The sequence below is a fragment of the Rodentibacter sp. Ppn85 genome (genome assembly GCF_001999335.1).
In the GTDB taxonomy this organism is placed as follows: domain Bacteria; phylum Pseudomonadota; class Gammaproteobacteria; order Enterobacterales; family Pasteurellaceae; genus Rodentibacter.
On sequence record NZ_MLHS01000038.1, the window covers coordinates 1 to 26,851 of the forward strand.

Annotated in this window: 32 protein-coding genes and 2 pseudogenes; 10 read left to right on the forward strand and 24 right to left on the reverse strand. The window is 40.5% G+C overall.

What is annotated here, in order from left to right; all coding sequences use genetic code 11:
* Positions 1-200: 200 nt before the first annotated feature.
* Entirely contained in the window at positions 201-668 is a 468-nt protein-coding gene (bcp, locus tag BKL51_RS06715; protein WP_077466028.1) for a thioredoxin-dependent thiol peroxidase, read from the reverse strand.
* 106 nt (positions 669-774) lie between these two features.
* Between bcp and dapA the strand changes: the two genes are divergently transcribed.
* The gene (dapA, locus tag BKL51_RS06720) at positions 775-1,671 is read left to right on the forward strand and encodes a 4-hydroxy-tetrahydrodipicolinate synthase (protein ID WP_077465959.1); all 897 of its coding nucleotides are present in this window, start codon (positions 775-777) and stop codon (positions 1,669-1,671) included.
* A 94-nt stretch (positions 1,672-1,765) separates the two neighbouring features.
* On the forward strand, positions 1,766-2,770 hold the full coding sequence (bamC, locus tag BKL51_RS06725; RefSeq protein WP_077465960.1) for an outer membrane protein assembly factor BamC: 1,005 nt from the start codon (positions 1,766-1,768) through the stop codon (positions 2,768-2,770).
* Positions 2,771-2,811: 41 nt separating this feature from the next.
* Here the strand turns inward: bamC and BKL51_RS06730 are convergent, their stop codons facing one another.
* The 3 genes from BKL51_RS06730 to arsC form a co-directional block, all read right to left on the reverse strand.
* Complete coding sequence (locus BKL51_RS06730; protein WP_077465961.1) at positions 2,812-3,108, reverse strand: DUF5377 family protein; 297 nt, start codon at positions 3,106-3,108, stop codon at positions 2,812-2,814.
* 22 nt (positions 3,109-3,130) lie between these two features.
* Positions 3,131-3,376 carry an alternative ribosome-rescue factor A gene (locus BKL51_RS06735; protein WP_077465962.1) on the reverse strand — a complete coding sequence of 82 codons (246 nt, stop codon included), beginning with the start codon at positions 3,374-3,376 and terminating at the stop codon, positions 3,131-3,133.
* Between the two features lie 67 nt (positions 3,377-3,443).
* Positions 3,444-3,794, reverse strand: coding sequence for an arsenate reductase (glutaredoxin) (gene arsC, locus BKL51_RS06740; RefSeq protein ID WP_077465963.1), 351 nt, complete (start codon positions 3,792-3,794; stop codon positions 3,444-3,446).
* 78 nt (positions 3,795-3,872) lie between these two features.
* On the opposite strand from arsC, the gene BKL51_RS06745 reads away from it, so the two are divergent.
* A complete protein-coding gene (locus BKL51_RS06745; protein WP_077465964.1) occupies positions 3,873-4,922 on the forward strand; it encodes an AI-2E family transporter in 1,050 nt (349 codons plus the stop codon).
* 81 nt (positions 4,923-5,003) lie between these two features.
* Here the strand turns inward: BKL51_RS06745 and tsaA are convergent, their stop codons facing one another.
* Positions 5,004-5,729: a tRNA (N6-threonylcarbamoyladenosine(37)-N6)-methyltransferase TrmO gene (gene tsaA / locus BKL51_RS06750; RefSeq protein WP_077465965.1), complete on the reverse strand. Its 726-nt coding sequence runs from the start codon at positions 5,727-5,729 to the stop codon at positions 5,004-5,006.
* Positions 5,730-5,790: 61 nt separating this feature from the next.
* Between tsaA and BKL51_RS06755 the strand changes: the two genes are divergently transcribed.
* From BKL51_RS06755 to BKL51_RS06765, 3 genes are all read left to right on the forward strand, one after another.
* A complete protein-coding gene (locus tag BKL51_RS06755) occupies positions 5,791-6,702 on the forward strand; it encodes a 1,4-dihydroxy-2-naphthoate polyprenyltransferase (protein WP_077465966.1) in 912 nt (303 codons plus the stop codon).
* A gap of 47 nt (positions 6,703-6,749) precedes the next feature.
* Complete coding sequence (gene rraA / locus BKL51_RS06760) at positions 6,750-7,250, forward strand: ribonuclease E activity regulator RraA (RefSeq protein WP_077465967.1); 501 nt, start codon at positions 6,750-6,752, stop codon at positions 7,248-7,250.
* 151 nt (positions 7,251-7,401) lie between these two features.
* Positions 7,402-8,787 (forward strand): DASS family sodium-coupled anion symporter, encoded by a 1,386-nt coding sequence (locus tag BKL51_RS06765; protein WP_077465968.1) that lies wholly within the window; start codon positions 7,402-7,404, stop codon positions 8,785-8,787.
* Positions 8,788-8,845: 58 nt separating this feature from the next.
* Here BKL51_RS06765 and BKL51_RS06770 read toward each other — a convergent pair whose 3' ends face one another.
* Entirely contained in the window at positions 8,846-10,696 is a 1,851-nt protein-coding gene (locus BKL51_RS06770; RefSeq protein ID WP_077465969.1) for an ABC transporter ATP-binding protein, read from the reverse strand.
* An 86-nt stretch (positions 10,697-10,782) separates the two neighbouring features.
* Complete coding sequence (locus tag BKL51_RS06775; RefSeq protein WP_077465970.1) at positions 10,783-11,670, reverse strand: AraC family transcriptional regulator; 888 nt, start codon at positions 11,668-11,670, stop codon at positions 10,783-10,785.
* Between the two features lie 114 nt (positions 11,671-11,784).
* On the opposite strand from BKL51_RS06775, the gene BKL51_RS06780 reads away from it, so the two are divergent.
* Entirely contained in the window at positions 11,785-12,129 is a 345-nt protein-coding gene (locus BKL51_RS06780; protein ID WP_059368148.1) for a carboxymuconolactone decarboxylase family protein, read from the forward strand.
* Positions 12,130-12,174: 45 nt separating this feature from the next.
* Here BKL51_RS06780 and BKL51_RS06785 read toward each other — a convergent pair whose 3' ends face one another.
* A complete protein-coding gene (locus BKL51_RS06785; RefSeq protein WP_077465971.1) occupies positions 12,175-13,218 on the reverse strand; it encodes a glycosyltransferase family 9 protein in 1,044 nt (347 codons plus the stop codon).
* A gap of 77 nt (positions 13,219-13,295) precedes the next feature.
* On the opposite strand from BKL51_RS06785, the gene BKL51_RS06790 reads away from it, so the two are divergent.
* A complete protein-coding gene (locus tag BKL51_RS06790) occupies positions 13,296-14,042 on the forward strand; it encodes a 3-deoxy-D-manno-octulosonic acid kinase (protein ID WP_077465972.1) in 747 nt (248 codons plus the stop codon).
* Positions 14,042-14,635, forward strand: coding sequence for an XTP/dITP diphosphatase (locus BKL51_RS06795; RefSeq protein ID WP_077465973.1), 594 nt, complete (start codon positions 14,042-14,044; stop codon positions 14,633-14,635). The genes BKL51_RS06790 and BKL51_RS06795 overlap by 1 nt, the downstream gene beginning before the upstream one ends.
* Positions 14,636-14,715: 80 nt before the next feature.
* Here the strand turns inward: BKL51_RS06795 and BKL51_RS06800 are convergent, their stop codons facing one another.
* From BKL51_RS06800 to ycaC, 5 genes are all read right to left on the reverse strand, one after another.
* Complete coding sequence (locus tag BKL51_RS06800; protein WP_077465974.1) at positions 14,716-16,545, reverse strand: monovalent cation:proton antiporter-2 (CPA2) family protein; 1,830 nt, start codon at positions 16,543-16,545, stop codon at positions 14,716-14,718.
* A gap of 215 nt (positions 16,546-16,760) precedes the next feature.
* Positions 16,761-17,663 carry a pirin family protein gene (locus BKL51_RS06805; RefSeq protein ID WP_077465975.1) on the reverse strand — a complete coding sequence of 301 codons (903 nt, stop codon included), beginning with the start codon at positions 17,661-17,663 and terminating at the stop codon, positions 16,761-16,763.
* 11 nt (positions 17,664-17,674) lie between these two features.
* Positions 17,675-17,806, reverse strand: coding sequence for a hypothetical protein (locus tag BKL51_RS12255; RefSeq protein ID WP_255372287.1), 132 nt, complete (start codon positions 17,804-17,806; stop codon positions 17,675-17,677).
* A 48-nt stretch (positions 17,807-17,854) separates the two neighbouring features.
* The gene (locus BKL51_RS06810; RefSeq protein ID WP_233127094.1) at positions 17,855-18,190 is read right to left on the reverse strand and encodes an NADPH-dependent FMN reductase; all 336 of its coding nucleotides are present in this window, start codon (positions 18,188-18,190) and stop codon (positions 17,855-17,857) included.
* Positions 18,191-18,307: 117 nt separating this feature from the next.
* The gene (gene ycaC, locus BKL51_RS06815) at positions 18,308-18,931 is read right to left on the reverse strand and encodes an isochorismate family cysteine hydrolase YcaC (protein WP_077465976.1); all 624 of its coding nucleotides are present in this window, start codon (positions 18,929-18,931) and stop codon (positions 18,308-18,310) included.
* A gap of 193 nt (positions 18,932-19,124) precedes the next feature.
* On the opposite strand from ycaC, the gene BKL51_RS06820 reads away from it, so the two are divergent.
* Positions 19,125-19,985 carry a LysR substrate-binding domain-containing protein gene (locus tag BKL51_RS06820; RefSeq protein ID WP_077465977.1) on the forward strand — a complete coding sequence of 287 codons (861 nt, stop codon included), beginning with the start codon at positions 19,125-19,127 and terminating at the stop codon, positions 19,983-19,985.
* A gap of 130 nt (positions 19,986-20,115) precedes the next feature.
* Here the strand turns inward: BKL51_RS06820 and BKL51_RS12090 are convergent.
* The 11 genes and pseudogenes from BKL51_RS12090 to BKL51_RS12095 all read right to left on the reverse strand — a co-directional run.
* Positions 20,116-20,311: pseudogene (locus BKL51_RS12090) on the reverse strand (integrase arm-type DNA-binding domain-containing protein); the annotation flags it as partial.
* A 1,161-nt stretch (positions 20,312-21,472) separates the two neighbouring features.
* Positions 21,473-21,787, reverse strand: a complete 315-nt coding sequence (locus BKL51_RS06830) for a DNA-binding transcriptional regulator (RefSeq protein WP_077465978.1) — start codon at positions 21,785-21,787, stop codon at positions 21,473-21,475.
* Positions 21,784-22,131, reverse strand: a complete 348-nt coding sequence (locus tag BKL51_RS06835; RefSeq protein WP_077465979.1) for a type II toxin-antitoxin system RelE/ParE family toxin — start codon at positions 22,129-22,131, stop codon at positions 21,784-21,786. The genes BKL51_RS06830 and BKL51_RS06835 overlap by 4 nt, the downstream gene beginning before the upstream one ends.
* A 530-nt stretch (positions 22,132-22,661) precedes the next feature.
* Complete coding sequence (locus tag BKL51_RS06840; RefSeq protein ID WP_077465980.1) at positions 22,662-24,845, reverse strand: DUF927 domain-containing protein; 2,184 nt, start codon at positions 24,843-24,845, stop codon at positions 22,662-22,664.
* Positions 24,833-25,288 carry a hypothetical protein gene (locus BKL51_RS06845; protein ID WP_077465981.1) on the reverse strand — a complete coding sequence of 152 codons (456 nt, stop codon included), beginning with the start codon at positions 25,286-25,288 and terminating at the stop codon, positions 24,833-24,835. Before BKL51_RS06845 ends, BKL51_RS06840 begins: the two co-directional genes overlap by 13 nt.
* A complete protein-coding gene (locus BKL51_RS11865) occupies positions 25,281-25,445 on the reverse strand; it encodes a hypothetical protein (RefSeq protein WP_158074919.1) in 165 nt (54 codons plus the stop codon). The genes BKL51_RS06845 and BKL51_RS11865 overlap by 8 nt, the downstream gene beginning before the upstream one ends.
* A pseudogene (locus BKL51_RS06850) lies at positions 25,438-25,963 on the reverse strand (hypothetical protein). The gene BKL51_RS11865 and the pseudogene BKL51_RS06850 overlap by 8 nt, the downstream one beginning before the upstream one ends.
* A complete protein-coding gene (locus tag BKL51_RS06855; protein WP_077465982.1) occupies positions 25,950-26,129 on the reverse strand; it encodes a hypothetical protein in 180 nt (59 codons plus the stop codon). The pseudogene BKL51_RS06850 and the gene BKL51_RS06855 overlap by 14 nt, the downstream one beginning before the upstream one ends.
* Positions 26,122-26,301 (reverse strand): hypothetical protein, encoded by a 180-nt coding sequence (locus BKL51_RS06860; protein WP_077465983.1) that lies wholly within the window; start codon positions 26,299-26,301, stop codon positions 26,122-26,124. Before BKL51_RS06860 ends, BKL51_RS06855 begins: the two co-directional genes overlap by 8 nt.
* Positions 26,294-26,668: a hypothetical protein gene (locus BKL51_RS06865; RefSeq protein ID WP_077465984.1), complete on the reverse strand. Its 375-nt coding sequence runs from the start codon at positions 26,666-26,668 to the stop codon at positions 26,294-26,296. The genes BKL51_RS06860 and BKL51_RS06865 overlap by 8 nt, the downstream gene beginning before the upstream one ends.
* Positions 26,661-26,825, reverse strand: coding sequence for a hypothetical protein (locus BKL51_RS12095; RefSeq protein WP_233127095.1), 165 nt, complete (start codon positions 26,823-26,825; stop codon positions 26,661-26,663). Before BKL51_RS12095 ends, BKL51_RS06865 begins: the two co-directional genes overlap by 8 nt.
* Between the last annotated feature and the right edge of the window lie 26 nt (positions 26,826-26,851).

Genomic DNA, 26,851 nt, shown 5'->3' on the forward strand with positions numbered 1-26,851 from the left:
TTGTTCCAATTGGTGTTCCTTTTATTCAAACCTTAAAAAGTGCGGTTAATTTTTTCGATTAATAAGATTGTAGGGACACACTACCTTTGTCCGATATCAAATTTATCGATTAGGGTGTGCATAGTGCGCCCCTATATTTTATTGTATCCATTTTTATTTTGTGAGTTTGCCACATAATACCGGTAAACTTTATAAAAAATTTAGAGGGATTGAAGATAATCTAAAACCACCTGATGATGTTCACCGGTTTTAAATTTATCAAATACGTGCTGAATTTTGCCTTGCTCATCAATGAGAAAGCTTATTCGATGGATACTATCATAGACTCTTCCCATAAATTTCTTTTCTCCCCATACGCCAAATTGCTCGGAAACTTGATGATTTTCATCTGAAAGTAAAATGAAATTGAGCGCTTTTTTCTCTGCAAACTGCGCTAATTTTTTAGGGCTATCAGGACTAATACCTAAAATGGCCACACCCAATTTTTCCAATTCATTTTTCACATCCCGTAATCCACAAGCTTGCGTTGTGCAACCGGGTGTTAGTGCTTTCGGATAAAAATAAACAAGTACTTTTTTACCTTTAAATTCCGCAAGGGAAACCGGTATTTCAGCCTGATTATTTAATGTAAACTGCGGAGCGGTATCACCCGCTTGTAATGTTTTCATACAAAATTCCTCAAAATAAAAAAATGATTTGCAAATTTTAGTCATTTTAGCGATCCTAACAGACGTTTTTCAAATATTAATCACGATAACCTGAAACGGAGGTTTTATGTCTACGCAAAATCCCTTATTTTTCGGCAGCATTGTTGCTTTAGTCACCCCAATGGATAATCACGGCGGAATTGATTTTGAAGCCCTGAAAAAACTAGTAGAGTTTCATATCGACTCAGGCACTGATGCTATTGTTTCAGTAGGTACAACCGGTGAATCCGCTACATTAAGTATTGAAGAAAATGTTAAAGTGATTGAGAAAACCGTAGAACTGGCAAAAGGACGCATTCCAATCATTGCCGGAACGGGCGCAAATGCAACCAGTGAAGCGATTGTGATGACAAAACTATTGCGTGATAGCGGTGTGGCAGGATGTCTTTCCGTTGTGCCGTATTATAACAAGCCGACACAAGAGGGAATATTCCAACACTTTAAAGCTATTGCGGAATGTACTGATTTACCTCAAATTCTTTACAATGTACCGGGGCGCACAGGAAGTGATATGAAACCGGAAACTGTTGCCCGTTTAGCACAAATTGAAAATATCATTGGTATTAAAGAAGCGACCGGTGAAGTCCATCGTATAACAGAAATCAAAAAATTAGCAGGAAAAAATTTCATCGTATTAAGCGGGGATGATGCAACGGGATTAGAAGCGATGAAGCTAGGGGCTGAAGGTGTCATTTCCGTTACCAACAACCTGGCTGCAAAAGATATGGCGGAAATGTGTCGTTTAGTACGTGCTGGCGAACTTTCCAAAGCAGAAGAAATTAATCGGCGTTTAATGGCATTACATCGTGATTTGTTTGTGGAATCCAACCCAATTCCGGTGAAATGGGCGGCTTATCGTTTAGGATTAATTAAATCGCCTTCTCTTCGTTTACCATTAACAATTCTCAGTGAAAATGCACAGCCAAAAGTTGAAGCGGCATTAAAAACAGCAGGTTTGATTTAATTAACCATAAGGGGCTGACTTTCAGCCCCCAAACTTTCTGAATAACTAATTGTCGAAGTGCGGTCAGTTTTTCGTTTATTTTTAAGGATTTATTATGAAAAAAATTTTCTTAGGATTAGCAATGGCAGCCTTATTATCCGCCTGTTCGACCGATCCTGAAAAATTACAAAGCGCAAATGATAGTTATCAAAAATCAAACTCTCCTATTCCAAATTTCGCACCTTTAGCAAGCGGTGGGGTTAATCTGCCACAACAGGCATCCACCTATGATTTACCCAATATTGCCGTAAAAAGAGATACAGCCGTTGATATTCGTCCGCCATCAGTCCCCTTGGCGATCATAAAAAACTCACTAACACAATTTGATGGCGAACGCGCTTTAATCGTTTATCCCAACGAGCAAGCCTCTCTCTACAATTTACAGCAAATTCAACGTTTATTAAAAGAAGAAGGGATTGATTCTACTATCGATGGTGGTGTTTTATTAACAGATTGGCATAATACGCAACGTGCAGACGACAAATCCGATACGGAAATTCGTTATCAAGTCGAACAATTTACCGCACCTGATGCCAGTGCATTAGGTGTCTCGGTAGCGCAGATGCGTCGCAATAATATTCTTTTCACACCAAGTGTGGCAGAAAAACAACGTTACGCCTCCGCTCGCTTAAATCGTTTTGTTTCAACATTAACTCATAACTACAATCAGCAACAGCAAGATCTCAATAATGCCTCCGTAGGCGCATTCCAATCAGGGTTAATTACTGATACAAACGGAAGAACCGCATTGGGTATGAATGCCTCCTTTGGTCAAGCATGGGAAAAATTAGGCTCTGTCTTGCCAAAATTGGGATTTACGACCCAATCAGAAACTGCCGGTCGCGGACAACGAGAATTGAAATATTCGCCGTTAGATAAAGAAGATTGGTTACGTTTAGGGGGCAATGAACCGAAACTTGAAAAAGGCACTTATATGATGCAAATTTCTGCTATAGGAAAACAAAGTGCCGTTGTCATTAGCGATGAAGATGGCAACACAATAGAGGATGAGACGGCTAAAACAATCTATAATGCTTTAAGCGTTCTTCTAGCCAAATAGAAAAAAGTGCGGTTAATTTCAACCGCACTTTTGCTTTTTAATTATTCGGTTTTCACACCTAAATTACCAATTTTCACTCCTAGCATACCAAGAGAAACTGCATCTAAATAATCGCCAAGAAATTTGAACAATTCATTCAATTCTGTAAATGAACGTTGTATTTTGACTTGCTCCTCTACTCTGCGGACAAATTCATAGCGAATCCCGTTTTCTTCAAAGTGTGCGGTAAGGGTTAAATAAACGGTTTCAAAAAAATGGCTGTGCGCCCCCTCTTCACCCGGATCACTAATGCGTACATTCCATGTTGTATTGAATAATGTTTCTGTTTTGTTTGACATATTTTACCTCTCGTCACGCCGATTACTTTAAGAAAAACCCGATTATAAAGTTTCTGAAATCAAAAAATTTATAATCGGGCTTTTCAAAAAGTTTCCCTACGTGCTTTGCTTTTCGTTGGTAACTACCTTTTCCTTTACGTTTTTTCTCAATACGCTGACGAAATAATTTGTCATGTAATAATGCCATGATTGCATTATCTTTTACGCCCCCTCTCGTATGTAGATAAACGGCTTGATTTTCAACCGCACTTTTTTGTTTCTTTGCCATAATTTTTCCTTAAAAAAGCCGCGAAGGAATTTTCACGGCTGTCGTATTATACGGGTAAACCTTAAAATTACAAAATTTCAAGAACACTTTCCGGCGGTCGTCCGATTTTTGCTTTGTCGCCATTCACCACAATAGGACGTTCAAGCAAGGCGGAATGCAGACTTATCGCCTCCAATAAATCTGCATTCGTCAATGCCGAATTTGCAAGATTTAAGGATTGATAAAGATCATCTTTCACCCGCATCATTTGGCGAATATCCGTGATGCCCAATTTATCTGCAAGTTGTTGCAATTCGGCAACGGAATATTGTTTTTGCAAATAAAGTTCAATGTTTGGCTGAATACCTTTTCCCTCCAGTAACGCTAATGTCTCCCGGCTTTTGGAACAACGAGGATTGTGATAAATAATAACAGACATAGAATTTCCTTTAGCTGGCTATAATTGAAAGATATTTTAACTTATAATGACGAAAAACGCTCACTTTGGATGTTGATAATGTTAGAAATGTTAAAAAGCTGGTATACACGCCGTTTAGGCGATCCGCAAGCAATGGGACTATTGGCTATTTTACTTTTTGGTTTTATTGCGATTTATTTTTTCGGAAATTTAATTGCCCCATTTCTCATTGCGATTGTACTTGCCTATTTGTTAGAAATGCCAATTCACTTTTTGACAAATCGTTTGAAATTTCCGCGTATGTTGGCAACGGTTATTATCTTCGGCAGTTTCATTGGCGTAGCAACCATTTTCTTCCTTGTGTTAGTGCCGATGTTATGGAATCAAACCGTCTCTTTATTAAGCGATTTACCTGCAATGTTCAATAAACTGAACGAATGGCTACTTAGCTTGCCGGAGCATTATCCGGAACTGATCGATTATTCCATGGTAGACGCTATTTTTAATTCCGTACGGGAAAAAATTCTCGGTTTTGGCGAGTCTGCCGTCAAACTTTCGCTTGTCTCCATAATGAACTTGGTTTCACTCGGTATTTATGCGTTCTTAGTACCATTAATGATGTTTTTTATGTTGAAGGATAAAGGCGAACTTTTACAAGGTGTGAGTCGTTTTCTACCACGCAATCGCCACCTCGCCTTCAAAGTATGGACGGAAATGCAACAACAAATTGCCAATTACATTCATGGAAAACTACTAGAAATTTTAATTGTCACCTTGGTAACTTACGTTATTTTCTTAATTTTCGGCTTAAATTATCCGCTCTTACTGGCCTTTGCCGTAGGGCTTTCCGTCCTAGTGCCTTACATCGGAGCCGTGTTAGTGACTATTCCCGTGGCACTTGTTGCTTTGTTCCAATTCGGCATTAGTCCGACTTTCTGGTACATCATTATCGCCTTTGCAGTGAGCCAGTTATTGGACGGAAATTTATTAGTCCCTTATTTATTCTCTGAAGCAGTGAATTTACACCCCTTAATTATCATTATTTCCGTCCTTATTTTTGGCGGTTTATGGGGATTTTGGGGCGTATTTTTTGCTATTCCGTTGGCGACATTAGTCAAAGCTGTACTCAATGCGCTGCCGGAGAATTAAATCCCGCGTACGGACTTCATTGGGGTAGTCTCGATATATAGAATAAGGTGAAGATGGGAGACGCTAATCGTCAAAAATAGATTACCCTACTTTATTTTTTTCAATATCCAATATTTCTACGACATTCACTGTCCCTGCTTTAATCTTCCACTTCACATTAAACTCATAAAGACTAATACCATAAACACGCTCGCTCGGTTTACCTTGTTGATAAGCCGGTCGCGGATCCTGCTCGATAACTTCACGAATAAAACGCATTAAGTGCGGTCGTTTTTGTTCGAGTTTTTTGACCGCACTTTGTGCTTGTTCCGAAAATTCTACCTGAAGTTTTAGCGGGGGCTTTTCTTGTGCAAAGCCTGATTGAGCATCAGGTTCGCTATCAGCGTAGGCAATGTAAGGTTTAATATCGAAAATAGGTGTGCCATCCACCAAATCCACCGAGCCTAAATGTAAAAAGACTTTACTGTGAATACATTCTACTTTTCGCAATACCACTTTTGACAAGCCCAATGGATTTGGACGATGGGTCGCTCGCGAAGCAAACACGCCAACCCGTTGATTTCCGCCTAAACGTGGCGGCCGTACGGTAGGTTGCCATTTACCTTGAGGAATTTGATCAAACTGAAAAATCAACCAAAGATGGCTAAATTCTTCCAGACCACGCACCGCTTCCGGTGAATTATAAGGTGGGAGCAATTCCACAATGCCCACGCCATCCTGCACTAAGTCAGGTTGGCGCGGTACGGAAAATTTTTCTTTATAGGGCGAGTGAATAATCGCAATGGGCGATAGGGTTAAATCATTCATAAATATTTGAGATTAATGTAGAATACGCGATTTATTGTAATCAAAAGTGCGGTCAAAAAAAATGATAAATGAAAAACTGAAAATGTGGTGGGAAACGGCTCGTCCGAAAACCTTACCCTTAGCATTAGCTTCAATCTTCACCGGTTCGGCTTTAGGCTACCGGGCTGATCCGGAAAAATTTAATTACTTGGTGATGGCACTTTATTTACTCACCACGATTTTATTACAGGTTCTCTCAAATTTTGCCAATGACTATGGCGATCATCAAAAAGGTTCAGACACCAAAGAACGCATTGGGCCATTACGCGGTATTCAAAAAGGGGGAATTTCAGCCATTGAATTGAAATGGGGATTAATTTTAATGGTCGCGGCAAGCTTTATTGCCGGCAGTTTGTTGATCGGTATCGCTTACAAAAATCTCTCCGATTTAGTCACTTTTGCAGGGCTGGGCGTTTTAGCCATTATTGCCGCCATCACCTACACTGTGGGAACAAAACCCTATGGTTATATGGGATTGGGCGATATTTCCGTTTTGCTGTTTTTTGGTTTGCTTGGTGTGGGCGGAACCTACTATTTACAAACACATAGTATTGACAGCAAAATTCTTCTACCGGCTATCGGATCAGGTTTATTAGCAAGTGCCGTATTAAACATAAACAACTTACGCGACATAGAGCAAGACGCCAAAGCCGGTAAAAATACGTTAGCAGTGCGTTTAGGAGCATATAAAGGGCGTGTTTACCACTGCGTTTTATTAGTCGTTGCCGCATTATGTTACTTGATTTTTGCCACAACTACCGCTACTTCTTGGGTAAATTATTTATTCTTATTAGCCTTTCCAATTCTTATAAAGCATGCAATTTTTGTCTATCGCAGCCAAGAGCCCGGCACATTACGTCCAATGCTTGCACAGATGTCAATGATTTCATTATTCATCAACTTGCTTTTTAGTTTGGGCTTGCTTATCGGCTAAATCGGCATATACTAAGCAAGATCTCAAAATTTTAACAGGGGAAATTTATGTTTATTGATACTTCAGAGCTGTGCGATCTTTATGCAGATCAAGTAGATGTGGTAGAACCGATTTTTTCAAGTTTTGGCGGCGTAAATCATTTTTATGGTAAAGTCACAACAGTGAAATGCTTTGAAAATAATGGACTCATCGCTGAAGTATTGGAAGAAAACGGCGAAGGGCGTGTATTGGTTGTGGACGGCGGCGGTGCTGTGCGTCGAGGCTTAGTGGACGCCGAACTAGCCCAACTTGCCGCAGATAACGGATGGGAGGGCATTATTGTTTATGGTGCGATTCGCCAAATTCAGCAGCTTGAAAATATTGATATCGGTATTCATGCCCTTGCACCGATTCCGGTCGGTGCCGATGAAAATAACATTGGTGAAACCGATATTCCCGTGAATTTTGGCGGCGTAACTTTTTTCCCTGAAGATTATATTTACGCCGATCTTACCGGTATCATTCTTTCCCAAGAACCTCTCGATCTAAAAGATTTAGAGGGAGAATAAATAAAATTTCAAGTGCGGTCAAAATAACCGCACTTTTTTTGTTTAAATTTTTTGCACTTGATCACACTTTTGAATTTTGCTCGTTGCAAGTTGATGACATTTCTTTAACATCACTTACTTCATTTGATTTACAAAAATGTAAGGGGATTTTATGAGCACAACATCTTCGCTAAAACTACATAAAAACGGCATTATATTCGTTGCAGATATTGTACTATTTTTTGTTCTGTTAAAATTTTTGCCTTTTTCACCCAAAGAAAATGCAGGACTTGCATTATTAGGATTTATCGCCGTACTTTGGTTAAGTGAAGCTTTGCATGTGACCATTACCGCATTACTTGTTCCCTTATTGGGAATCGCATTAGGTCTTGTTACTACAAAACAGGCTCTTGCTACTTTTTCTGATCCCACTATTTTCTTATTCTTTGGCGGGTTTGCATTAGCCACGGCATTGCATATGCAAAAATTGGATAGAATGATTGCCAATAAAATTATGGCATTTGCTAAAGGCAACCTTTTTGTTGCAGTAATTTACTTATTTTTGATCACCGCTTTCCTTTCAATGTGGATGAGTAACACCGCAACCGCTGCAATGATGTTACCGCTTGCAATGGGTATTTTAAGCAATATGGATAATGAAAAAGAGCATAATACTTACGTGTTCGTCTTATTAGGGATCGCTTATAGTGCAAGTATTGGTGGAATGGGGACTTTAGTCGGTAGTCCGCCAAATGCGATTGTTGCAAGTAACTTACACCTCACTTTCTCAGATTGGCTCTGGTACGGCCTGCCGATTATGCTAATCTTATTGCCTTTAATGATTGGTACGCTTTTCATTGTATTCAGACCTAAACTTGGCCACCATTTCGAACAATCTTTTGAAAAAATTGAGATGAATCCAAAACGGATTTTAACCCTAACGATCTTTGTGTTTATCGCACTATGCTGGGTGTTTAGCAGCAATATCAATCCGTTCATATCAAGCTTGTTAGGTTTGACAAAAAACATTGCTAGCTTTGACAGTGTTGTAGCTTTGCTCGCGGCGATTATTATCTGTGCAACAGGCGTGGCAAGTTGGAAACAAATCCAAGAAAATACCGACTGGGGCGTGTTAATGCTCTTTGGCGGCGGCTTAACATTAAGTGCTGTTTTGAAAGACTCCGGTGCAAGTAAAATACTTGCTGACGGTATTGTCTTCTTAGTTCAGGGACAGCATTATTATTTAATTGGTCTATTGGTCGCAGCATTTATAATTTTCTTAACGGAATTTACTTCCAATACCGCCAGTGCCGCATTACTGGTGCCAATCTTTATTTCTATCGCCCAGTCCTTAGGCGTTCCTGAAATTGGCCTTGCATTAATTATTGGTTTAGGCGCATCCTGTGCATTTATGTTACCGGTGGCAACCCCACCAAATGCCATTGTATTTGGGAGCGGTCAAGTCAAACAAAGCGAAATGGTACGTGCAGGTGTCGTATTAAATATTGTTTCAGTCTTTGTCATCGCAACATTTGCTTACATTTTCTGGCTTAATTAAGCCCAAATCGAAAAAAACAACCGCACTTGGATAAAGTGCGGTTGTTTATTTTTCTGTTTTAGTCTAAATGTTCATGGCTATTTAAAAAACCACCGCTTTGATGTTTCCAAAGTTTTGCGTACAAGCCGTTTTGTTCAAGCAATTCGCTGTGTGCACCCTGCTCCACAATTTGACCTTTATCTAACACGATTAAACGATCCATTGCAGCAATCGTCGATAAACGATGGGCAATAGCAATAACTGTTTTATTTTCCATCATCTTATCAAGACTTTCTTGAATCGCCACTTCCACTTCAGAATCCAACGCACTGGTAGCTTCATCAAGTAATAAAATCGGCGCATCTTTCAACATCACACGCGCAATCGCAATACGCTGGCGTTGCCCTCCGGAAAGTTTTACTCCTCGCTCACCCACGTGTGCATCATAACCTTTTCTTCCTTGAGCATCCGTTAAAAAGGGAATGAAATCCGCCGCTTCAGCCCGTTCTGCCGCCCATTTCATTTCTTCATCCGTTGCATTTGGGCGACCATAAATAATATTATCACGTACAGAACGGTGTAATAGCGAGGTATCTTGTGTAACCAAACCAATTTGACTACGCAAACTTTCTTGTTGCACATCCAAGATATTTTGTCCGTCAATGGTAATCGTACCGTGCTGTGCCTCATAAAAACGGAGTAAGAGATTAACAATAGTCGATTTACCCGCACCGGAGCGCCCAATTAACCCGACTTTTTCCCCCGGTTTGATGGTGAGATTAAAATGATTTAATAGGGGTTTTGTCGGATCATAAGCAAAGGTAATATCACTAAATTTAATTTCTCCTTGCTTCACCTGTAAAGGCAGACAATTCGGCTTGTCCACAATAGTGTGTGGTTTAGTCAGTGTCGCCATCCCATCATTCACGGTACCAATATTCTCAAATAAACGTGCCGATTCCCACATAATCCAACGAGACAGTCCGTTCACACGTAATGCCATTGCTGTCGCTGTCGCAATCGCCCCTACGCCAACCTGCCCCTGTTGCCATAAAATGACACCTAATACCGCAGTGGTTAAGGTTAAGAAAATATTGCTTGCATAAGTTAAGGTATCTAGGGAACTGGCAAGACGCATTTGCGCATGTACCGTCACCATAAATTCTTCCATTGATCGTTTTGCGTATGACGCCTCACGTGAACCATGAGAAAATAACTTTACTGTCGCAATATTGGAATAAGCATCTGTCACCCGCCCGGTCATTAGGGAGCGGGCATCCGCTTGGCGCTCAGCCGTTTTTGCCAAACGGGGAATGAGTAACTTCAAGATCATGATAAAGAGGAAAATCCAAATAGCAAAGGGTAATAAGAACCAAATATCCAATGCTGCTAATACCAAACCTGAAGTGATAAAATACACTGCTACATAAACCAGCATATCAGCGATAGTCATCACTGTATCACGCACCGCAAGGGCAGTTTGCATCACTTTTGCAGAAACACGACCGGCAAATTCATCTTGGTAGAAACTCAAACTTTGTCCTAACATCAAACGATGGAAATTCCAACGCAAACGCATCGGGAATACCCCTTGCAAGGTTTGTAGTCGGACATTTACTCCAATAAAAGACCACACAATACTTAACAAAAGCAGGGCAGCCATGCTAATAAGCAAATGCCCTTTTTCTTGCCATAAGGTCGCCGGTGTATAAGCGCCAAGCCAATCCACAAGTAAGCCCATAAATTGGAATAGTAATGCCTCCATCACACCGGTACCGACCGTTAAAATCGCCAGCAAGAAAATCCAGCCTTTCATCCCGTCAATGCTTGACCAAATAAAACGGAACAGCCCTTTTTTCGGTGTAGTCGGATTGCTTTCCGGATAAGGATTTAAACGGTTTTCAAACCATGAAAAAATTTTATCGAACATTAGATTTCCTTAAATTCCTTAAAAAAACAAAAGGCAACATAAATTGCCTTCAAAACCTGAGCATTATAGCGTAAAAATTCCTCAATTTATAGCTTACGATATTGGCTCGGCGAAAGCGTATACGCCAGCTTAAATGCTTTGCTAAAATGCGCTTCCGATTGATATCCCACATCTAGGGCAATCGACAAAATAGATTGTTGGGTTTGTTTTAATAAAAACGCCGCCAAATCTAACCGCACTTTAGTGAGAAATTTCCCCGGCGACATACCGACTTGTTGCTGAAATACACGAATAAAATTCGACCGTGACATCGAGGCAAGTTCAGCAAGCCGTTCAACATGCCAATCTTGTTCGGGCGATTGCAAAAGTTTCATCAATACAGCATTGAGCCTCTTATCCTGCAACGCAAATAAAATACCTTGCTCAATCAATCCAACACTCAAGGCGTGGCGTAAAATATAAATGAACAATACATTTGCCAAAGCATCAATCACGGATTGATTACCGCTTTCCTGTTGTGCCGCTTCCTGTAAGAAAAGCCGTATCAGCGGATGAATCGGCGTGTCGTTCAAATTCAAATGTAAATAAGGGGGCAGTGATGCCGTCAATAGTGCATTTTTTTGATAATAAAATGCGCCGCAAAACATTTTTAAATTAGGGGTGCCTTGCCCGATTTGATGAACTTCAAACGCCCCCTGCCACATTTTATTCAATGCTAATAAGTCCGTTTTTTCTGTCGAATGTTGCATCAAGTGCGGTCGATTTTGTGGCAAAAAAAAGATATCGCCCTGTTTCAAATGAAATCGCATTTCGCCCAATGTCAACCAACATTCGCCGTCTTCAATTAAATGAAAAATGCCTTTGCTATCCGCCCGTTCGTCATATGAAACCCGCCAATTTCCCTGAAATTGACAGCGAATATTAATCTCGCCACGCACCTGCGCCAAGCGAATAAGTTTATCTAAATAATCCATATTGAGATTTTAACCATAGAAATTGAGCTAATTTGACAAGTTTATCTGTGTCATTTGTTTATAATTTTCGCCATCAATTCATTGAGACATCAATTTATTTTAGGAGAAAATACAATGTTTACCGATTGGAAAGAACACACTTCACACGTTAAAAAATCATTTGGCGAGCTTGGCAAAAAACATCCGAAAATGTTGCAAGCCTATCAAGCATTAGGTGCGGCAGCCGCTGAAGGTAATGTACTTGATGCCAAAACTCGTGAATTAATTGCCCTTGCCGTAGCAGTCACCACACGTTGCGAAAGCTGCATTAGCGTTCATGCGGAAGAAGCGGTAAAAGCCGGCGCTACCGAAGCCGAAGTTTCCGCCGCATTGGCAATGTCTATCGCTCTCAATGCCGGTGCCGCTTATACCTATTCATTGCGTGCATTAGAAGCTTTTAATGTACAAAAAGGAGAATAATCTTTCTAAAATTATTCATATCGGCGTTCGATGAACGCCTTTTTATTACCACAAATTCAATTTTTCCATCTGGGCAATCACATCTTTCACTTGAATTTCTGCCATCAAATTTTTTCCTTTCAACTTTGTTGCCCAAGGCAATTCAGAAGAAGGTTGGGCAAATTCTTTTTGCACGTTTTCTTCATACACAGACACCACATTTTCCAGATTATAATAAGGGGCGGTACGCAGCGGATTATGGTAAGCATACAATCCGATAACCGGCGTTCCCTGCGTTGTGGCAATATGAGCCGGGCCGGAATCCGGCGAAAGCACAAGATCAACATTGGCAATCAATGCCGTAAGTTGTTTTAAACTCGTTTTTCCTGCCGCGTTAGTAGGCACAAAATCACAAAGTGCGGTTATTTTTTCCACCGTTTCCACCTCACGTTTTGCAGGTGAACTGCAAAAAATCACGTTCACATTATGTTGGTGCGCTATATTTGCCACTTCTGCATAACGCTCTACCAACCAATCTTTTTCAACTTTACTGGAACAAGGGGAAATTAATAAATTTTTACGGGTCGGATCAATAAATTGTACGGCGACTTGCTGATCTTGTGCTGAAATTGGCAAATACCAAGCGGGCTTTCCTTGCGGTACACCGATATATTCGGCGAATGCCATAAAACCGTCTAATACGTGAAGCGATATCGGATCCTTCACTTGGCGATTAACAAAAAGCCATTGCCCCTCACGAGAACGCTTTTGCCCAAAACCGATTTTATATTTTGCCTTAATTCCTAAAGAAAGGATGGAAGCTCGAAACGCCGTTTGCATATTCAACAAGGCATCAAAACGCTCATTGTTAAGCAAGCTCCATAAGGAAAAAATCCCCTTCCAACCTGTTTTCTTATCATAAGGAATGAGTGTAACATTCGGTATTCCTTCCAACAAAGCCGATTCCGTTTTTCCTACAATCCAAGTAATTTTTGTCTGCGGGTAATACGCCTGAATATGTTGCACCACGGCAAGGGCATGACACACATCACCCACTGCTGACAAGCGCAGAATACAAATTGATGTTGGAACTTCGGTAAAAAGTGTCATAGGCACTCCTTTCTCGTTTAAATTAGTGATATTTTAAAGTAGAATGGGGACATTTTCTATCATTCAACCCAATCAAAATGCTTGAGTTCCAACAAGATAACCAATTTTTTATCTTCAATTTTGACCGCACTTTCACACATCAACAGGATTTTTTCACCCCTCAATTTTGGCAAACACAAAACCGTATTCTTGGCTCGGCAAAAGGGCGGGGAACCACTTATTTTTTGGCAACCCAAGATTGGTTTGGCGTAAATTGCGCACTTCGGCATTATTACCGAGGCGGCTTGTGGGGAAAATTCAACAAAGATTGCTATCATTTTTCAAGCCTTGTTAAAACGCGCAGTTTCACAGAATTTTATTTATTACAACGCTTATATGAAGCCGGTTTGCCAGTACCCAAGCCTATTGGTGCACGCATAAAAAAAGGCAAAGTGGGTATTTGCTATCAAGCGGATATTCTCACTGAAAAAATCGAAAATGCACAGGATTTAACCGTTCTTTTGCAAACTCAAACACTACCTAGTGAAGTTTGGCAACAAATCGGCGGGTTCATTCGCCAATTACACGATTTGCAAATTTGCCACACGGATCTCAATGCTCATAATATTCTTGTTCAACATACCGAACTAGAACAAAAATGTTGGCTACTTGATTTTGACAAGTGCGGTGAAAAATCAGGGAATTTTTGGAAAACGGAAAACCTAACCCGTTTACATCGCTCTCTTGCAAAAGAAACTGAAAGAATGAAAATCCAATTTACAGAACAAAACTGGGCGGAATTAATGTCCGGCTATCATCAAAATTTCAATCAAAAGGATAAATAATCATGCAAAAAATTGTACTTGCGACCGGCAACCAAGGCAAAGTGAAAGAAATGGCTGATGTGTTGGCAACACTAGGGTTTGAAGTGATCGCTCAAACGGATTTAGGCATTGAAAGCCCCGAAGAAACAGGCTTGACCTTTGTGGAAAATGCTTTATTGAAAGCCCGTTATGCCGCAGAAAAATCAGGTTTGCCGGCTATTGCTGACGATTCGGGGTTAGTCGTTAATGCGCTTAACGGCGCACCGGGTTTATATTCCGCCCGTTATGCCGGCGAGGAGGGTAATGATGCGAAAAATCGCCAAAAATTGTTGGCGGAACTTGCCAATGTCTCGAAAGAAAAACGCCAAGCAAAATTTGTGAGCTGTATCGTATTATTACAACATCCTACGGATCCGTCCCCCATTATTGCAGAAGGGGAATGCTATGGTGTAATTGGTTTTGAGGAAAAAGGGGAAAACGGGTTTGGCTACGACAGCTTATTTTTCAGCCCGGAACAAGGTTGCACCTTTGCAGAACTTGAAACAGTCGAAAAGAAAAAAATCTCTCACCGCGCACGCGCATTGCAAGAATTAAAAGCAAAACTGAGTGCATAACAAAATAAGAAAAGAAATGACCGCACTTTGGCGCTTAAAAGTGCGGTCATTTTTGTCAATATTTTTATCTTCTACGTTTGCTACATAATACTGTTTTCTTCTTGTTCTTTTTCTTTCGCTCTCACCAAAATTTCTTGAATATCTGCCGCCATTTTTTGGTCGCATTCCCTAGCAATATCTTGTAATGCCGGGCTTTTAAAGAATTCTGATTTTGGCTCGTAAACTTGAGACATTAATTTCACTTCATGACGATCACCATGGAAATAATATTCCGCAATTTCTTTTGCCACCTCGGGTTCCATACCTAAACCTTCTAATGCGGTACGTCCGGTACGCACAGCAGAATCGAACGTTTCACGTACGACTTCATTGGCTCCGGAATTATATAAATCAAATGTGTGAAAACGGTCATAAGAACGCGCAATAATTTTAATATTCGGATTCACTTCATGGGCAAAATGTACGATAGCGGATGCCTGCTCTTTGTTGTCAATAGCAACCACTAGCATTTCTGCTTGTTCCAATCCCGCCGCAATTAAAAACTCACGACGGGAAGCATCACCAAAATAAGATTTAATGCCGTACTCATTAAAACCTTTAATCATCTTTGGATTGAGATCCACTACCGTTGTTGCATAACCGCTTAAACGTAGTAAATCATTCACTATTTGCCCAAAACGTCCCATACCGATAATGAGGATAGGATGCTGTTCGTCAATCTCATCAGGTTGAATTTCTTCTTGCGTCTCTTTTGCACCGTATTTCTCATAAAGGACCAAAATGATTGGTGTCATTACCATCGAAAGTACAACGATTGCCGTCATATTAGCATTGACCGTTTCATCAATTACCCCTTTGGATAGAGCGGCTGCAAAAAGAACAAAAGCAAATTCCCCCCCCTGAGCCATTAAAAGGGTACGTTCCAATGCTGTTTTATGCGTACTTTTTGCAAGACGGGCAACAACATAAATACAGAGACCTTTGGTTAGCATCAAAGCGATTACACCGAGAAAAATTAGTTGCCAGTTCTCAGCCACGACCTTCAAATCCAATGCCATACCGACACCGAGGAAAAAAAGTCCAAGCAACAAACCGCGGAAAGGCTCAATATCCGCCTCCAATTGATGACGGAATGCGGACTCAGAAAGCATGACACCGGCCACAAAAGCCCCCATTGCCATGGATAATCCTGCTTTTTCCATTAACAATGCAGCCCCTAATACAACGAAAAGCGCAGCGGCGGTCATGACTTCACGAGCCTTAGCATTCGCTAAAATACGGAAGACCGGATTTAAAATGAAACGACCAATAAACACTAATACCGCTAAGGCAAGCATGGCGATGCCCGCTGATTGCCACCAAGGCATAGAGGCTTCGGTTTTTTCAAAAGGAGAAAGAAAAGTGACAACGGCAAGCAACGGTACGATTAACAAATCTTCAAATAATAAAATTGATACAATTTTTTGACCGCGCTTTGTAGCAAGTTCTTTGCGTTCCCCTAATACTTGCATCACAATCGCCGTAGATGTCAATACAAAACCGGCTGAAGATACAAAAGCGACTTCCCAAGACACACCAAATTGCGCCCCCACGATCGTCATTAAAATCGCAGAAATGATCACCTGCATACTACCAAGCCCAAAAATCTGACGACGTAAACTCCATAAATGTGAAGGTTTCATTTCAAGCCCAATCACAAACAAGAACATCACGACACCAAATTCTGCAAGATGAATAATGGCTCGATGATCATCAATTACCTGCAAACCATAACGACCAATCGTCAATCCTGCTGCAAGATAACCCAATACAGAGCCTAATCCTATGCGTTTAAATAATGGTACAGCCACTACTGCTGCGCCCAGTAATGCCACTACTCGAATTAAATCACCTGCGCTTTCAGCAGCCATAGTCACTCCTAAAAAGAATTAAAAAAGTAAAAAACGGGCACATTTTACTTGCTTTCAATTAAGATTTGTAGGAGTAAACCGAGTATTTTTTAAATATAACCAATAGCATTGGTGAATATTCATTATGTGATTTTTTACAAGAAAATTTTCGTGCCGTAAGAAATCCTTGTTCGTAATTAAACGTAACAAGGATTACTGTTTTGCTATTTATGTATCTAACGTAATTTATTGGGAACTTGAGGTGCCGGTAAACGTTTCAATACACTACCTTCAAGATTAATATCGCCAAAACGAGGGTGTCCATTATTCCAATCTGCAACGGCTTGCTCCAATGCCTCTTTGCTGTCCGCCACAAAATTCCACCATATCATCGTCGAATGTGGCAATGGCTCGCCGCCTAATAACATAATATGCGACCCTGCTTCCGCCCACAGTTTTAACTCCACATTTGCATGTTGGCAATCAAATAAAACCGCCAATTCATCGGCTTTATAACTCACTCCATTTACTTTCATTTCGCCTTTTAAGACTAAAATACCGTATTCAAAACTTGGTACACGATCAATCTCAAATACCTGTGCGTTTTTAAATTGCATATCAACCCCAACTAATGGGCTAAATTGTGTTGTTGGAGCAGTGCGACCTAAATAACCGCCCGTTGTCAAAACATAATCAATGCCGTTTTCACTCCACTCCGGTAATTGCGGATAATGTTCAAAATTCGGTTTGATTTCTTGATTCATTGGCAAAGCAATCCAAAGTTGCACGGCGTGTAAATCGTGAACACCTTCCGGTGTTTGTTCCGTATGGCTGATACCGTAATTCGCCCCCGTTCCTGCCGTCATTAAGTTCACTTGTTTTGGACGAATCAATTGTCGATTACCAAGACTATCTTGGTGCCAAACTTCACCTTCCAAAATCCAAGTAAAGGTTTGAAGATTGGTATGCGGATGTAATCCCACTTGCAAACCGAGAGAATCCTCTTCAAACTCTGCCGGACCGGCGTGATCTAAAAAGCACCAAGCCCCTACGGTTTTTCGTTGTGGCTGCGGTAGTAAACGGGCAACAGGAATACCGCCCACATCTTTGGTTTTGGCTAAAATTTTATCAACACTCACTTTTTTATTCCTTATTCTACCCATTGAAAAAATGCCCTAGCAAATTTTGCTAAGAAACCGGCTGTTCGTTCATCAATTTCTAAACCCGCACGGCTTAAATAGACTTCGGGTTGATTTAATGCATCTGCACCTACCACTTGCATAATTTTACGTAAATCGACACCTGAATTAATCCCGCCATAAGCCCCTGGCTATGCGGTGACTATCGCGACTTTCTTATTAGCCCATACATTTTGACCAAACGGACGGCTGGCAATATCAATCACATTTTTTAATGCCGCCGGTACACTACGATTATGTTCAGGAGAAACGATTAATACTGCCGCAGCATCTTTAATTTGCAAGCGGACGCGATCGTAAGCAGGGATAGATTGACTATCTAAATCTTGGGTATAGAGAGGCAAATCACCAATCCGGATTTCCTCAATTTCAACACCTTGTGGTGCATTTTTTAAAATCTCATTCGCTATATGTCGGTTAATGGATCGTTGGCTTAAACTGCCGACAATAAAAGCAACTTTAGTCATCGTATTGTCCTTCTCTGGATGGATTAATATGATTAATAAAAGGCGAACATAGTAATAAACCGTTTTTATATTTTCAAACGAAAAAGGACGCATCACTGCGTCCTGTTTAGAAGTTAATTATTTTTGTGTAAGCGTATTGAAACTGGTCATTAAGTTACGATAATCAGGAATATGATTAGAGAATAACGCACCTAAACCTTCAATATCATTACGCCAGTCACGGTGTAGTTCACAAGCGGCGCCGAACCAAGTCATCATTTGCACACCTGCCGCTTCCATACGACGCCATGCCGCATCACGGGTTATCTCGTTAAATGTTCCTGAAGCATCGGCAATCACGAATACATCAAAACCTTCTTCAATGGCTGAAAGCGCAGGAAAGGCGACACACACTTCAGTGACCACACCGGCAATAATCAATTGTTTTTTACCCGTTGCCTTAACCTCTTTCACGAAATCTTCATTATCCCACGCATTGATATTACCGGGACGGGCAATATAAGGAGCATCAGGGAACATTTCCTTTAATTCCGGTACTAACGGACCATTCGGACCGGTTTCAAAAGAGGTGGTTAAAATAGTTGGAAGGTTAAAGTATTTCGCTAAATCTGCCGTTGCCAATACGTTATTTTTGAATTTATCCGGATCAATATCACGCACTAAAGATAAAAGACCAGTTTGATGGTCAACCAACAGCATAGCTGCATTATTTTTGTCTAAACGAACATAAGGTTTTACCATTTTTACTTCTCCAAAAATTGTTAAAAGTTTGACGTATATCCTAGTTAAGTCTAAGATATACGTCATTCATTTCTCAAAACAACTCTCACATTGTTTCAAGTTGCCGTATCACGGCTCGCATAATATAGAGGTAATATTGCTCCATTTGTAGATCTACAAATGAGTTTCCCTGTTGCATATTTGGAACAATAAAATGAAACATAATTTAGACTTAAATGATCTCTATTTATTCGTACAAGTGGTCAATGCCGGAAGTTTTAGTGAAGCCAGTCGTCGCTTGTGCATTCCTAAAACGACAATTAGTCGTCGCATTGCGAAGTTAGAAAAAGTACTTGGCGTTGCACTCATTCAGCGAAATACTCATCAATTTGAAGTCACACATCTAGGCGATCAATACTATCAATATTGCCTAAGTTTGGTTCGACAGGTAGAAAAAGAACAACGTTTTATTGACCAACAATTCGAATCAAAAGGGCAAATTAGACTAAGCTGCCCTAAAGAATTATTGGACTTGTATGTGAATGATATGCTTGCTGAATTTATAGCAACTTATTCCGATATTGAATTATTTGTAGAAAGTACAAATAGAAAAGTCGATTTAATTAAAGAACGGTTGGATTTTGCCTTAAGAGTGCGCCCTTATCCTTTTGAAGACAGTGAAGTTGTCACAAAAACACTCTGTTTATCCCAACACTACCTAGTTGCAAGCCCAAAACTTATCAGGGAACCCTTCAAAACTCTGAAACAAATTCATCACTACCCTGTTTTAACTTGGGCAAGACAAGATCATTCTTGGTCCTTTGAACATCACAAAGAGGGAAAACAACATATTTCTTATTATCCTAAATTAATTAGTGAGAACATTTATCTTATTCATAAAAGTACTGTCAAAGGCGTTGGGATAGCCGTATTACCGGAAGTTTTAGTCAGAAAAGATTTAAAACAAGACAGATTACGAATTATTTCGCCGGAAGGATGGCATATCCCCAATATGGATGGTACAACGTTGCATATAGTTCAAGAAACAGTTTACAACCGTCCGCAAGGTTATTAATCGATTTTCTCTCGGTCAAATTCGCTGAGTCAGATATTGTGATCTAAGAAAATCCCCTTAATGACATTAAGGGGATGATTGTATTTTTTAATAAAAACTCTTATTCAGCTACATATTGCCGATATTCGCGATGTTTCCCTAAACTAATTTCCGTGCGCTTAAGTGGGAGGGTGTGATATTTGTAATAATTAAACCGCCATAGTTTCGCACCGGTTGATTTAATCAATAGATAAAGCCCTTGACCGTCTGATAGCGTGTAGTCTTTATCTTTAAGGTTTGGCTCGCTCTACTTCTGTGTTGGTGAGTGGTTTAGTTATACGCGCCATAAATTAAGTCTCTATAAAATAAAAATTCGTATAACTAACTGTAAAAATAATCCTCATTCAAGCCAGTAAATTCAAGATTCAAACGATTTTTAGTTATACGCAATTTATTTCGCATTGTTTCGTATAACTAAGCACATAACTAAAATCTGTGGCGGTAAACGTATAAACTCGTAAGAAAAAGTATGAGAAAATAAAGTAGAATTACGTTAAAGTCAGTGTTTATAAGGGTTTGGTTTATGAAAACGAAAGAGGAAATAAGAGGAGAAAAGTCCCTTTGGTACCTACCGGACTTGAATTTACAACTTAACTTATTGATTTAATTAATACACAATTAACTAAATTTAATTTCGTACTACTAAACGTACTACTAAAATACAAAGTCATCTATCAAAATGACTATTCTTTGAACAATTATTCGGATCGTAAAGAGAGGGTATCAGCCGCTCAAATTTCCCTTTTTTATGGACTCCAAGAATTTCTCTTGGATAGTATTTCCGTTTTGGTAAAACATTTATTCTTTCGGTAAGTTTAGCCAACGCATTTTTGCGTTCACCTCTAACCGATCCTTTTTTGGATTGGCTGCCTATCCCTCAAATTGAGGTAAAGTTCTACCGTTGGTGGATGTCGATAGATGTCGAACGATAATTGAATTGATATGAACGGGATAATCAATTCAACAGGGTGATCTTATTTTCTCATAGAATAGCGGTAAAGCCAGTGATAGCAAGTGATTATAGGGTGATCGTTAAAAGGTACTCCCAGACGGGGTGGGGGTTCCACGGGGTTGCGGCATCGCGGTTTTCGGCAGTTTTTTGGGGTTTAGGGTCACCATCATCTTTCTAACAAAACTCAAATTTTGAGGTTTTTTGTTTGATTAAGGTGTTCGTGTTATACGAATGCCCAATAGTCCACATTATACGGATAATTCAACCGTTACCATATAACCACGGTAACATCTCCCCAAATTTGAGGAGATTAAATTTTCCCTTGCGTGCGTACTGCTCCCGAAATTCAATAAATAAAAAAGGCTATAAAAAACTGTAATAGCGATAAAACGGCGTTCCCCGTGCGGTATTTAAGGCTTTTTCGCTGAACTTTTTCTTGCCTCTCCCCATATTAAAAAGGCTCAATGCAATGCACTAAGCCTTTTAAATCGTTATGCTATATCTTAGCTAATTCCTCAAAAATCTGTGGTGAACGTTCCACCATTCGCAGAAGTAAGGCGGCTTGTTGGCTTGGTTTAGTTTGCCCCTGTTCCCACGCTTGGAATGTTCTTACACTGGTTCTTAATTTTCGTGCAAATACCGTTTGGGATAAATTCAGCTGCTGTCTGATTGCTTTCACTTCTTCCGGTGTAATAGTTATAGGAGAGGGTTTTTCTAGTGTTTCCGTTCTTAGCGTGATTTTCCCCTCTAGGTGTTGCCCCATTTGTTCAAAACCTTGTTTTAACTCTTCAAATAAATTTCGTTCTGTCATTGGGTTGCTCCTGTTCTTTTTTTTATGTTATTGGCTAGTTGTGCCAAAACTTTTAATTCTTCGGGTTTTAAGTCGTCTTTAACTTCTTTTCCGTAGATCGTGAAAAAGTAAATAGTTTGATTGTTGATGTAGTGATAGTAAATAGCCCTTGCACCGCCTCTTTTGCCTTTGTTTCGTTTACTGTTTGCCACTCTGATTTTTCTCAAGCCATTTGAACCCTGAATTAAATCCCCCCTTTCGGGATTGTCTAATAGTTCATTTTGTAAAACTTTATATTCATCATCTGATAAATACTCGGCCCGATATTTTTCAAAAAAGGGCAATTCAACAAAAGCAAGTTTCATTTTTTATTCTCATGACTAATTTTCATACATTATACTCGTAAATGGTATATTTACAATAAAAGCATTTAAAGTTTCACCTATGAATCAACAAAGGAACTTTCACCATATAAAAAAGTGTATATATAACAGAAAAACACCGGGACAACCGGGCCAGCGGGACAGACAACAAAATACCTTATATTTCAATTGGTTAAATTTTCAAATCTGTCCCAAAGCACCGGGACACACCGGGATAAAACCGGGACAGAAAAATTTGATTAAAAAATAAGCGGGACAAAACTGCTAAAAATCGGGACAAAATAGTCTAAAATCGGGACATTTTTTTTAAATACCGGGACAGTTTTTAATTATAACTATTTGTTTTTATTGAGTATGTTATTGTGTGTCTCTATTGTGTCCCGCTTGTCCCGGTAAAAAATCCCTATATATACAAAATTTTTTCATCACTCAATTTCATTCGCTTTGATTTATTCATATCTTTTACACAACAAAAAAGAGGGCGTTTTGCCCTCTTATTTTTTTCTTTGCTCTTACTCGATTTTTTCTCCCTCTTCCGTTTCCGTGATTGGAATCAAGACATAACATCGCGTCTGTTTTTTATCTACATTAGCCGGAATGCGCACCCTAAATCTAGGTGGAGTTTCATTAGAACGCTCTAACATTCCGGCATTGAATAATATTTCATTTGCCTGTTTCTCATTAAAGCCTTTAATCACATCTTCAAGATAAACCTGCGGAAAAATTAAAAACTTCTCTTTATCATTTCGTTCATTGGCTAATAGCCTATAACCTGCTGTATCACTAGGCTCTTTTTGATTCGGGTCGAAGGGGGTTTCAATAAAGCGTGATACATATCTTAAAAGCCACCCATTCACCTGTTCAATAATCTGTTTTTCTTCCCTTGAATGTAGCCCGTACTCGTTCACCCATTCGTTAAAACTGTGTAAAAGTGCGGTCTGATTTTCCTGTGTTTTCCAACCAGTTAAATGGTCCGCCAGTTGTAAGGCGGTTTCCAGTATGGCAAATCTACCCGCCACCCGGTTAACTTGTGGGCTAGCGTCATTGGGTAGCATTGATTGCCATTGCGCAGCATAACGTTGATATTCAGCCACCACCGCGCTTTTATTTTCTAATAGCCACATAATCCACGCTTTGCCCATTGTGCCGTAGTAGCAGCGTGTCATGGCGTTTAAATGGTCGGCGTGGGCTTTGCCATTGCCAAAATGATAAAACGTGTTGGCGGGCTGAATAGGGATATTTAACAAGCGCACTAATTGCCCTGCATTGGTTCTGATGTTGTCCTGCTTGAGATACAACTCTAAATCTTGTTCACCGGTGGAAAAGGCTAAAATCCGCCAGCGGTTTAATTCTCGGTTTCCGCCTTCCTTTGCCCCTTGAATTTTCCCTACGCCGTTAAATAAGGCGTAAGCGGTCTGTTCTACGTGCTTTTTACTTGCCCCTTGTCCGATTTCATCAAGGGGAATAAAGCCGTCATTACGCGCGGCGGCTTCGTTAATTAAACCTAGGCTGGTGCCGTTCCACGATAAGCGAATCATATCCGGTTCGCCATAGATTGAGCTGGCAATATTCGCTATGGTAGTTTTTCCTGCGCTGGATTTCCCGAACAAATGTACACCAAAACTTTCCGCCCCAATTAAGCCAATCAAAGGCGCAGCCAAAGCGCAAGCCACCCCCAGCATCATGGAATGATTGCCCTTGAGATATTGCCCGATTTCCTGCTGCCAGTCGCTTAACGTGCCTTTGGCTTGATAACCTGCGGTGGTGGCTGACTTACTGTTGAAATAAACAGGCTGACTAGGTTTTCCCAATACTTCACCGTTTGGCAAGATATACGCGTTAAAATCCGCTTGCCAGCCGGTTTCATTCACAATCAGATAAATGGGCTTATTCCGAGTGTCTTGCAGAAAATCCGCTAAATGAGGCTTGAGCCGTTGATTGTTAGTCACTCTTACGCCTTTTTGCTTGAGCAATTGCCAGCCGGTACGCTCGCCAATATCCGCCCATGGTAGGGCAATTAATGTCGGTTCAGTTTTGCCCTGTGCTTGAAAGGAAAGCATAGAAAAATGCTCACTCTCGGAAATGCCCACGCCCACCACGTCCACACAATCCGCCAGCCATTCGCTTTTTTCGTTTAATTCGCCCGTGTCCTTGTCTAACTTCGGAATAATCCGATAAATGCCCGCTATGCCGTTTTCCTTGCGTTCTTCGATATAGGGTTGATGATTGTCTCGGGTTGATTCGCAAATGAGCTGAATTTCCCCGTGATAGGTTTCGCCCTTGCGTATGCGCTGAATATATCGGCTCACATCTTCAATCATCTGCAAGGCTTCATCATAATAAATCACACTTTCGGCTGCCGTATGTTTGGCTAGATTCAAATAAACCGCCTCTAAAACTTCCGTGTCTAACGCATTGCCACCATTTGCCCGAATTAAACGAACATAACGGGCGTTTTTCGGGGCAATTCGCAATGATTGGATAGATTCTAAGGCTTTATCGTCCACCACCACACAAGGCGATTTATGGGCGTTTTCGCCTAAGGCATTTTCAAGGTCGATTTCAACCGCACTTTTACCCGATTCATCAATATGCTTGGCAATCTCCCACGCTTGCAAGCCTAAGCAAATAGTGATTTCTGTTTCGCCAGTTTGGTCTTGTGCTTTCACAAAGGGGGCGTTTTTTAGTTTAGCCATTGTTGCCCTCCTGTTTCGCTTACTGTGTGCTTTTCCATTTGAGCAAGGGCTATCTGTGCCTCTTGGGATATTAAAGCGATATTGGCTCGCAAAAAGCCTAATATGGTGAACTTCATTAAATCCTGCTGGATTTCTTCCGCAGTTAAGTTCGCCAGTATGTCGTCCACATTATCAACGCCTTTGCGTTCCGGCATTGATTGAATTAGCCATTTCTCCACATAATGACAATCAGCCACCACCGCACGCAGATAGTCATCATAGCCTTTCAGCTCGGCATTGGCGGAAATAATTGCCTCTCTTACACCGTCAAGCAGTGAAAACAAGGCGGGAAAAGCAGTTGCCCTATCTTCCGCACCACAAGCCAACGCCGCTTTCTCCCGTTCGGAATAGTCCGACCAGTCTAGCTTTTCTTGTGAATGATTGGATTTTGTTGTTTTAGCCATTGCTTACCCCTTGTTTCTTAATCGATACGGCTTGATAAATCACTTCATTCAACGCTTTTTCCGATAGGCTTAATGCTTCTGCTAGGGTGTTTACCGTGCCTAGTATGATTGGTTTATGTTGGCTATATCCGACAACTTGATAATTTACCTTAGTCATTATTCACCCCCTGCAACTTTTCATTCTCTATGCGCTCGATATTGAGCCGGTCGATTTGCTCAATCGCCTCATTGAATTTATAAATCAAATAGCCATTGGCTTGATTGAAGTCTTTCAACGTGCCGGCATTGTCTCGGGTGAATGTTACCCCTTGAGATTTCGCCAGCGCATTAAATAACTTTCCGCCCGTTTTTAACCGTTCGACTAAATCCGCCATTTCTGCACGCATTTTTAGCTTGTGATGAAAACTATCATGGTAAACGTCCAAACATCGCTTGTTACTCTCTAAAATCAGCTTAAATTGCCGTGTAATTTGCGCATAGGTAAACGATAAAGGATTAAGTAGTAGATTCCCCTTTGCTTTTGGATTTAGTCGCGCCTTGCTCGTTTAATTGCGTTTTTCCTAGTTTTGCAAAATGTGATTTACTTTCGCAATTTTTAACCGAGCTTTTGTCGTTGGTGGCTTTATGGTTTGCTTTCCATTGCTCAAGCTGTGCCATTGGGTTAGTTGGTTTCATCATTTCCCCCTGTGTGCTTAATCTCCACCGCCACAACATCACGATAGCTAAAATCATCTTTGTTTGATTCAATGTAGGATTTGATTTCTTCCGCCCGGGCAAGGGTGACACCTTCCGCACAAATAAACGTGCGCCCGTCTTGATAGTGTAGGATTACGTTATTCATCGCTTTTCCCCTCTAGCTGCTGAATTGCTTTCTCTAGGTAATCCGTGATCACTTCTGCTACGTCACTCTCTACCTTGCCTCTTACTGTTTCTGACAAAAGAATTGATACGCCACGGGCTTTACAGATTGCCTCTTTGATAGCTGAAATTTGTTCAAAGGATAGATTACTCATTGTCTTTCCCCCCTTTCAGCATGGAAGCTTTCATATTGCTAAGGTGATATTCGGCTAATCCTGCCGTTTCTCTCAAAGCGTTGAGCAAATAGGCGTTTGCTTTAATTAGCCCGCCAATATGTTTTACGTTGTCGTTATTCATGGCGCAATGGCTAAAATCTTGTTCAGAATCTGCCAAATAACCTAAATTTGCCATCATATCGCCTAGGTGAAATAAGCCATATTCGATAGATTCGCAAAGATTTTTCGATTCATTGCGCAAGGCTTTTAAATCTTCCTTGCTCATTGGGTCGATTTCGCTATGCTTGTTGAGTTGATTAAAACTCGTGTGACTTTGAAGAGCGGATAAAATAGATTGATTAAACATTTGCGCCCCCTTGTGTTAAAGATAAAACAGGGGTAGGGAGTACCGCTAAAAGTGCGGTCAGTTTTTGATAGGTTTTCATTTTGAATTGTCTCTTTGGTTTAGTTAGTAAAGGATTATCGCCCTTGAGTGGGAGCGATAAGGGTTCAACTACTGCCAAAGAACAGCCCGTGTTATTCGTGCGTA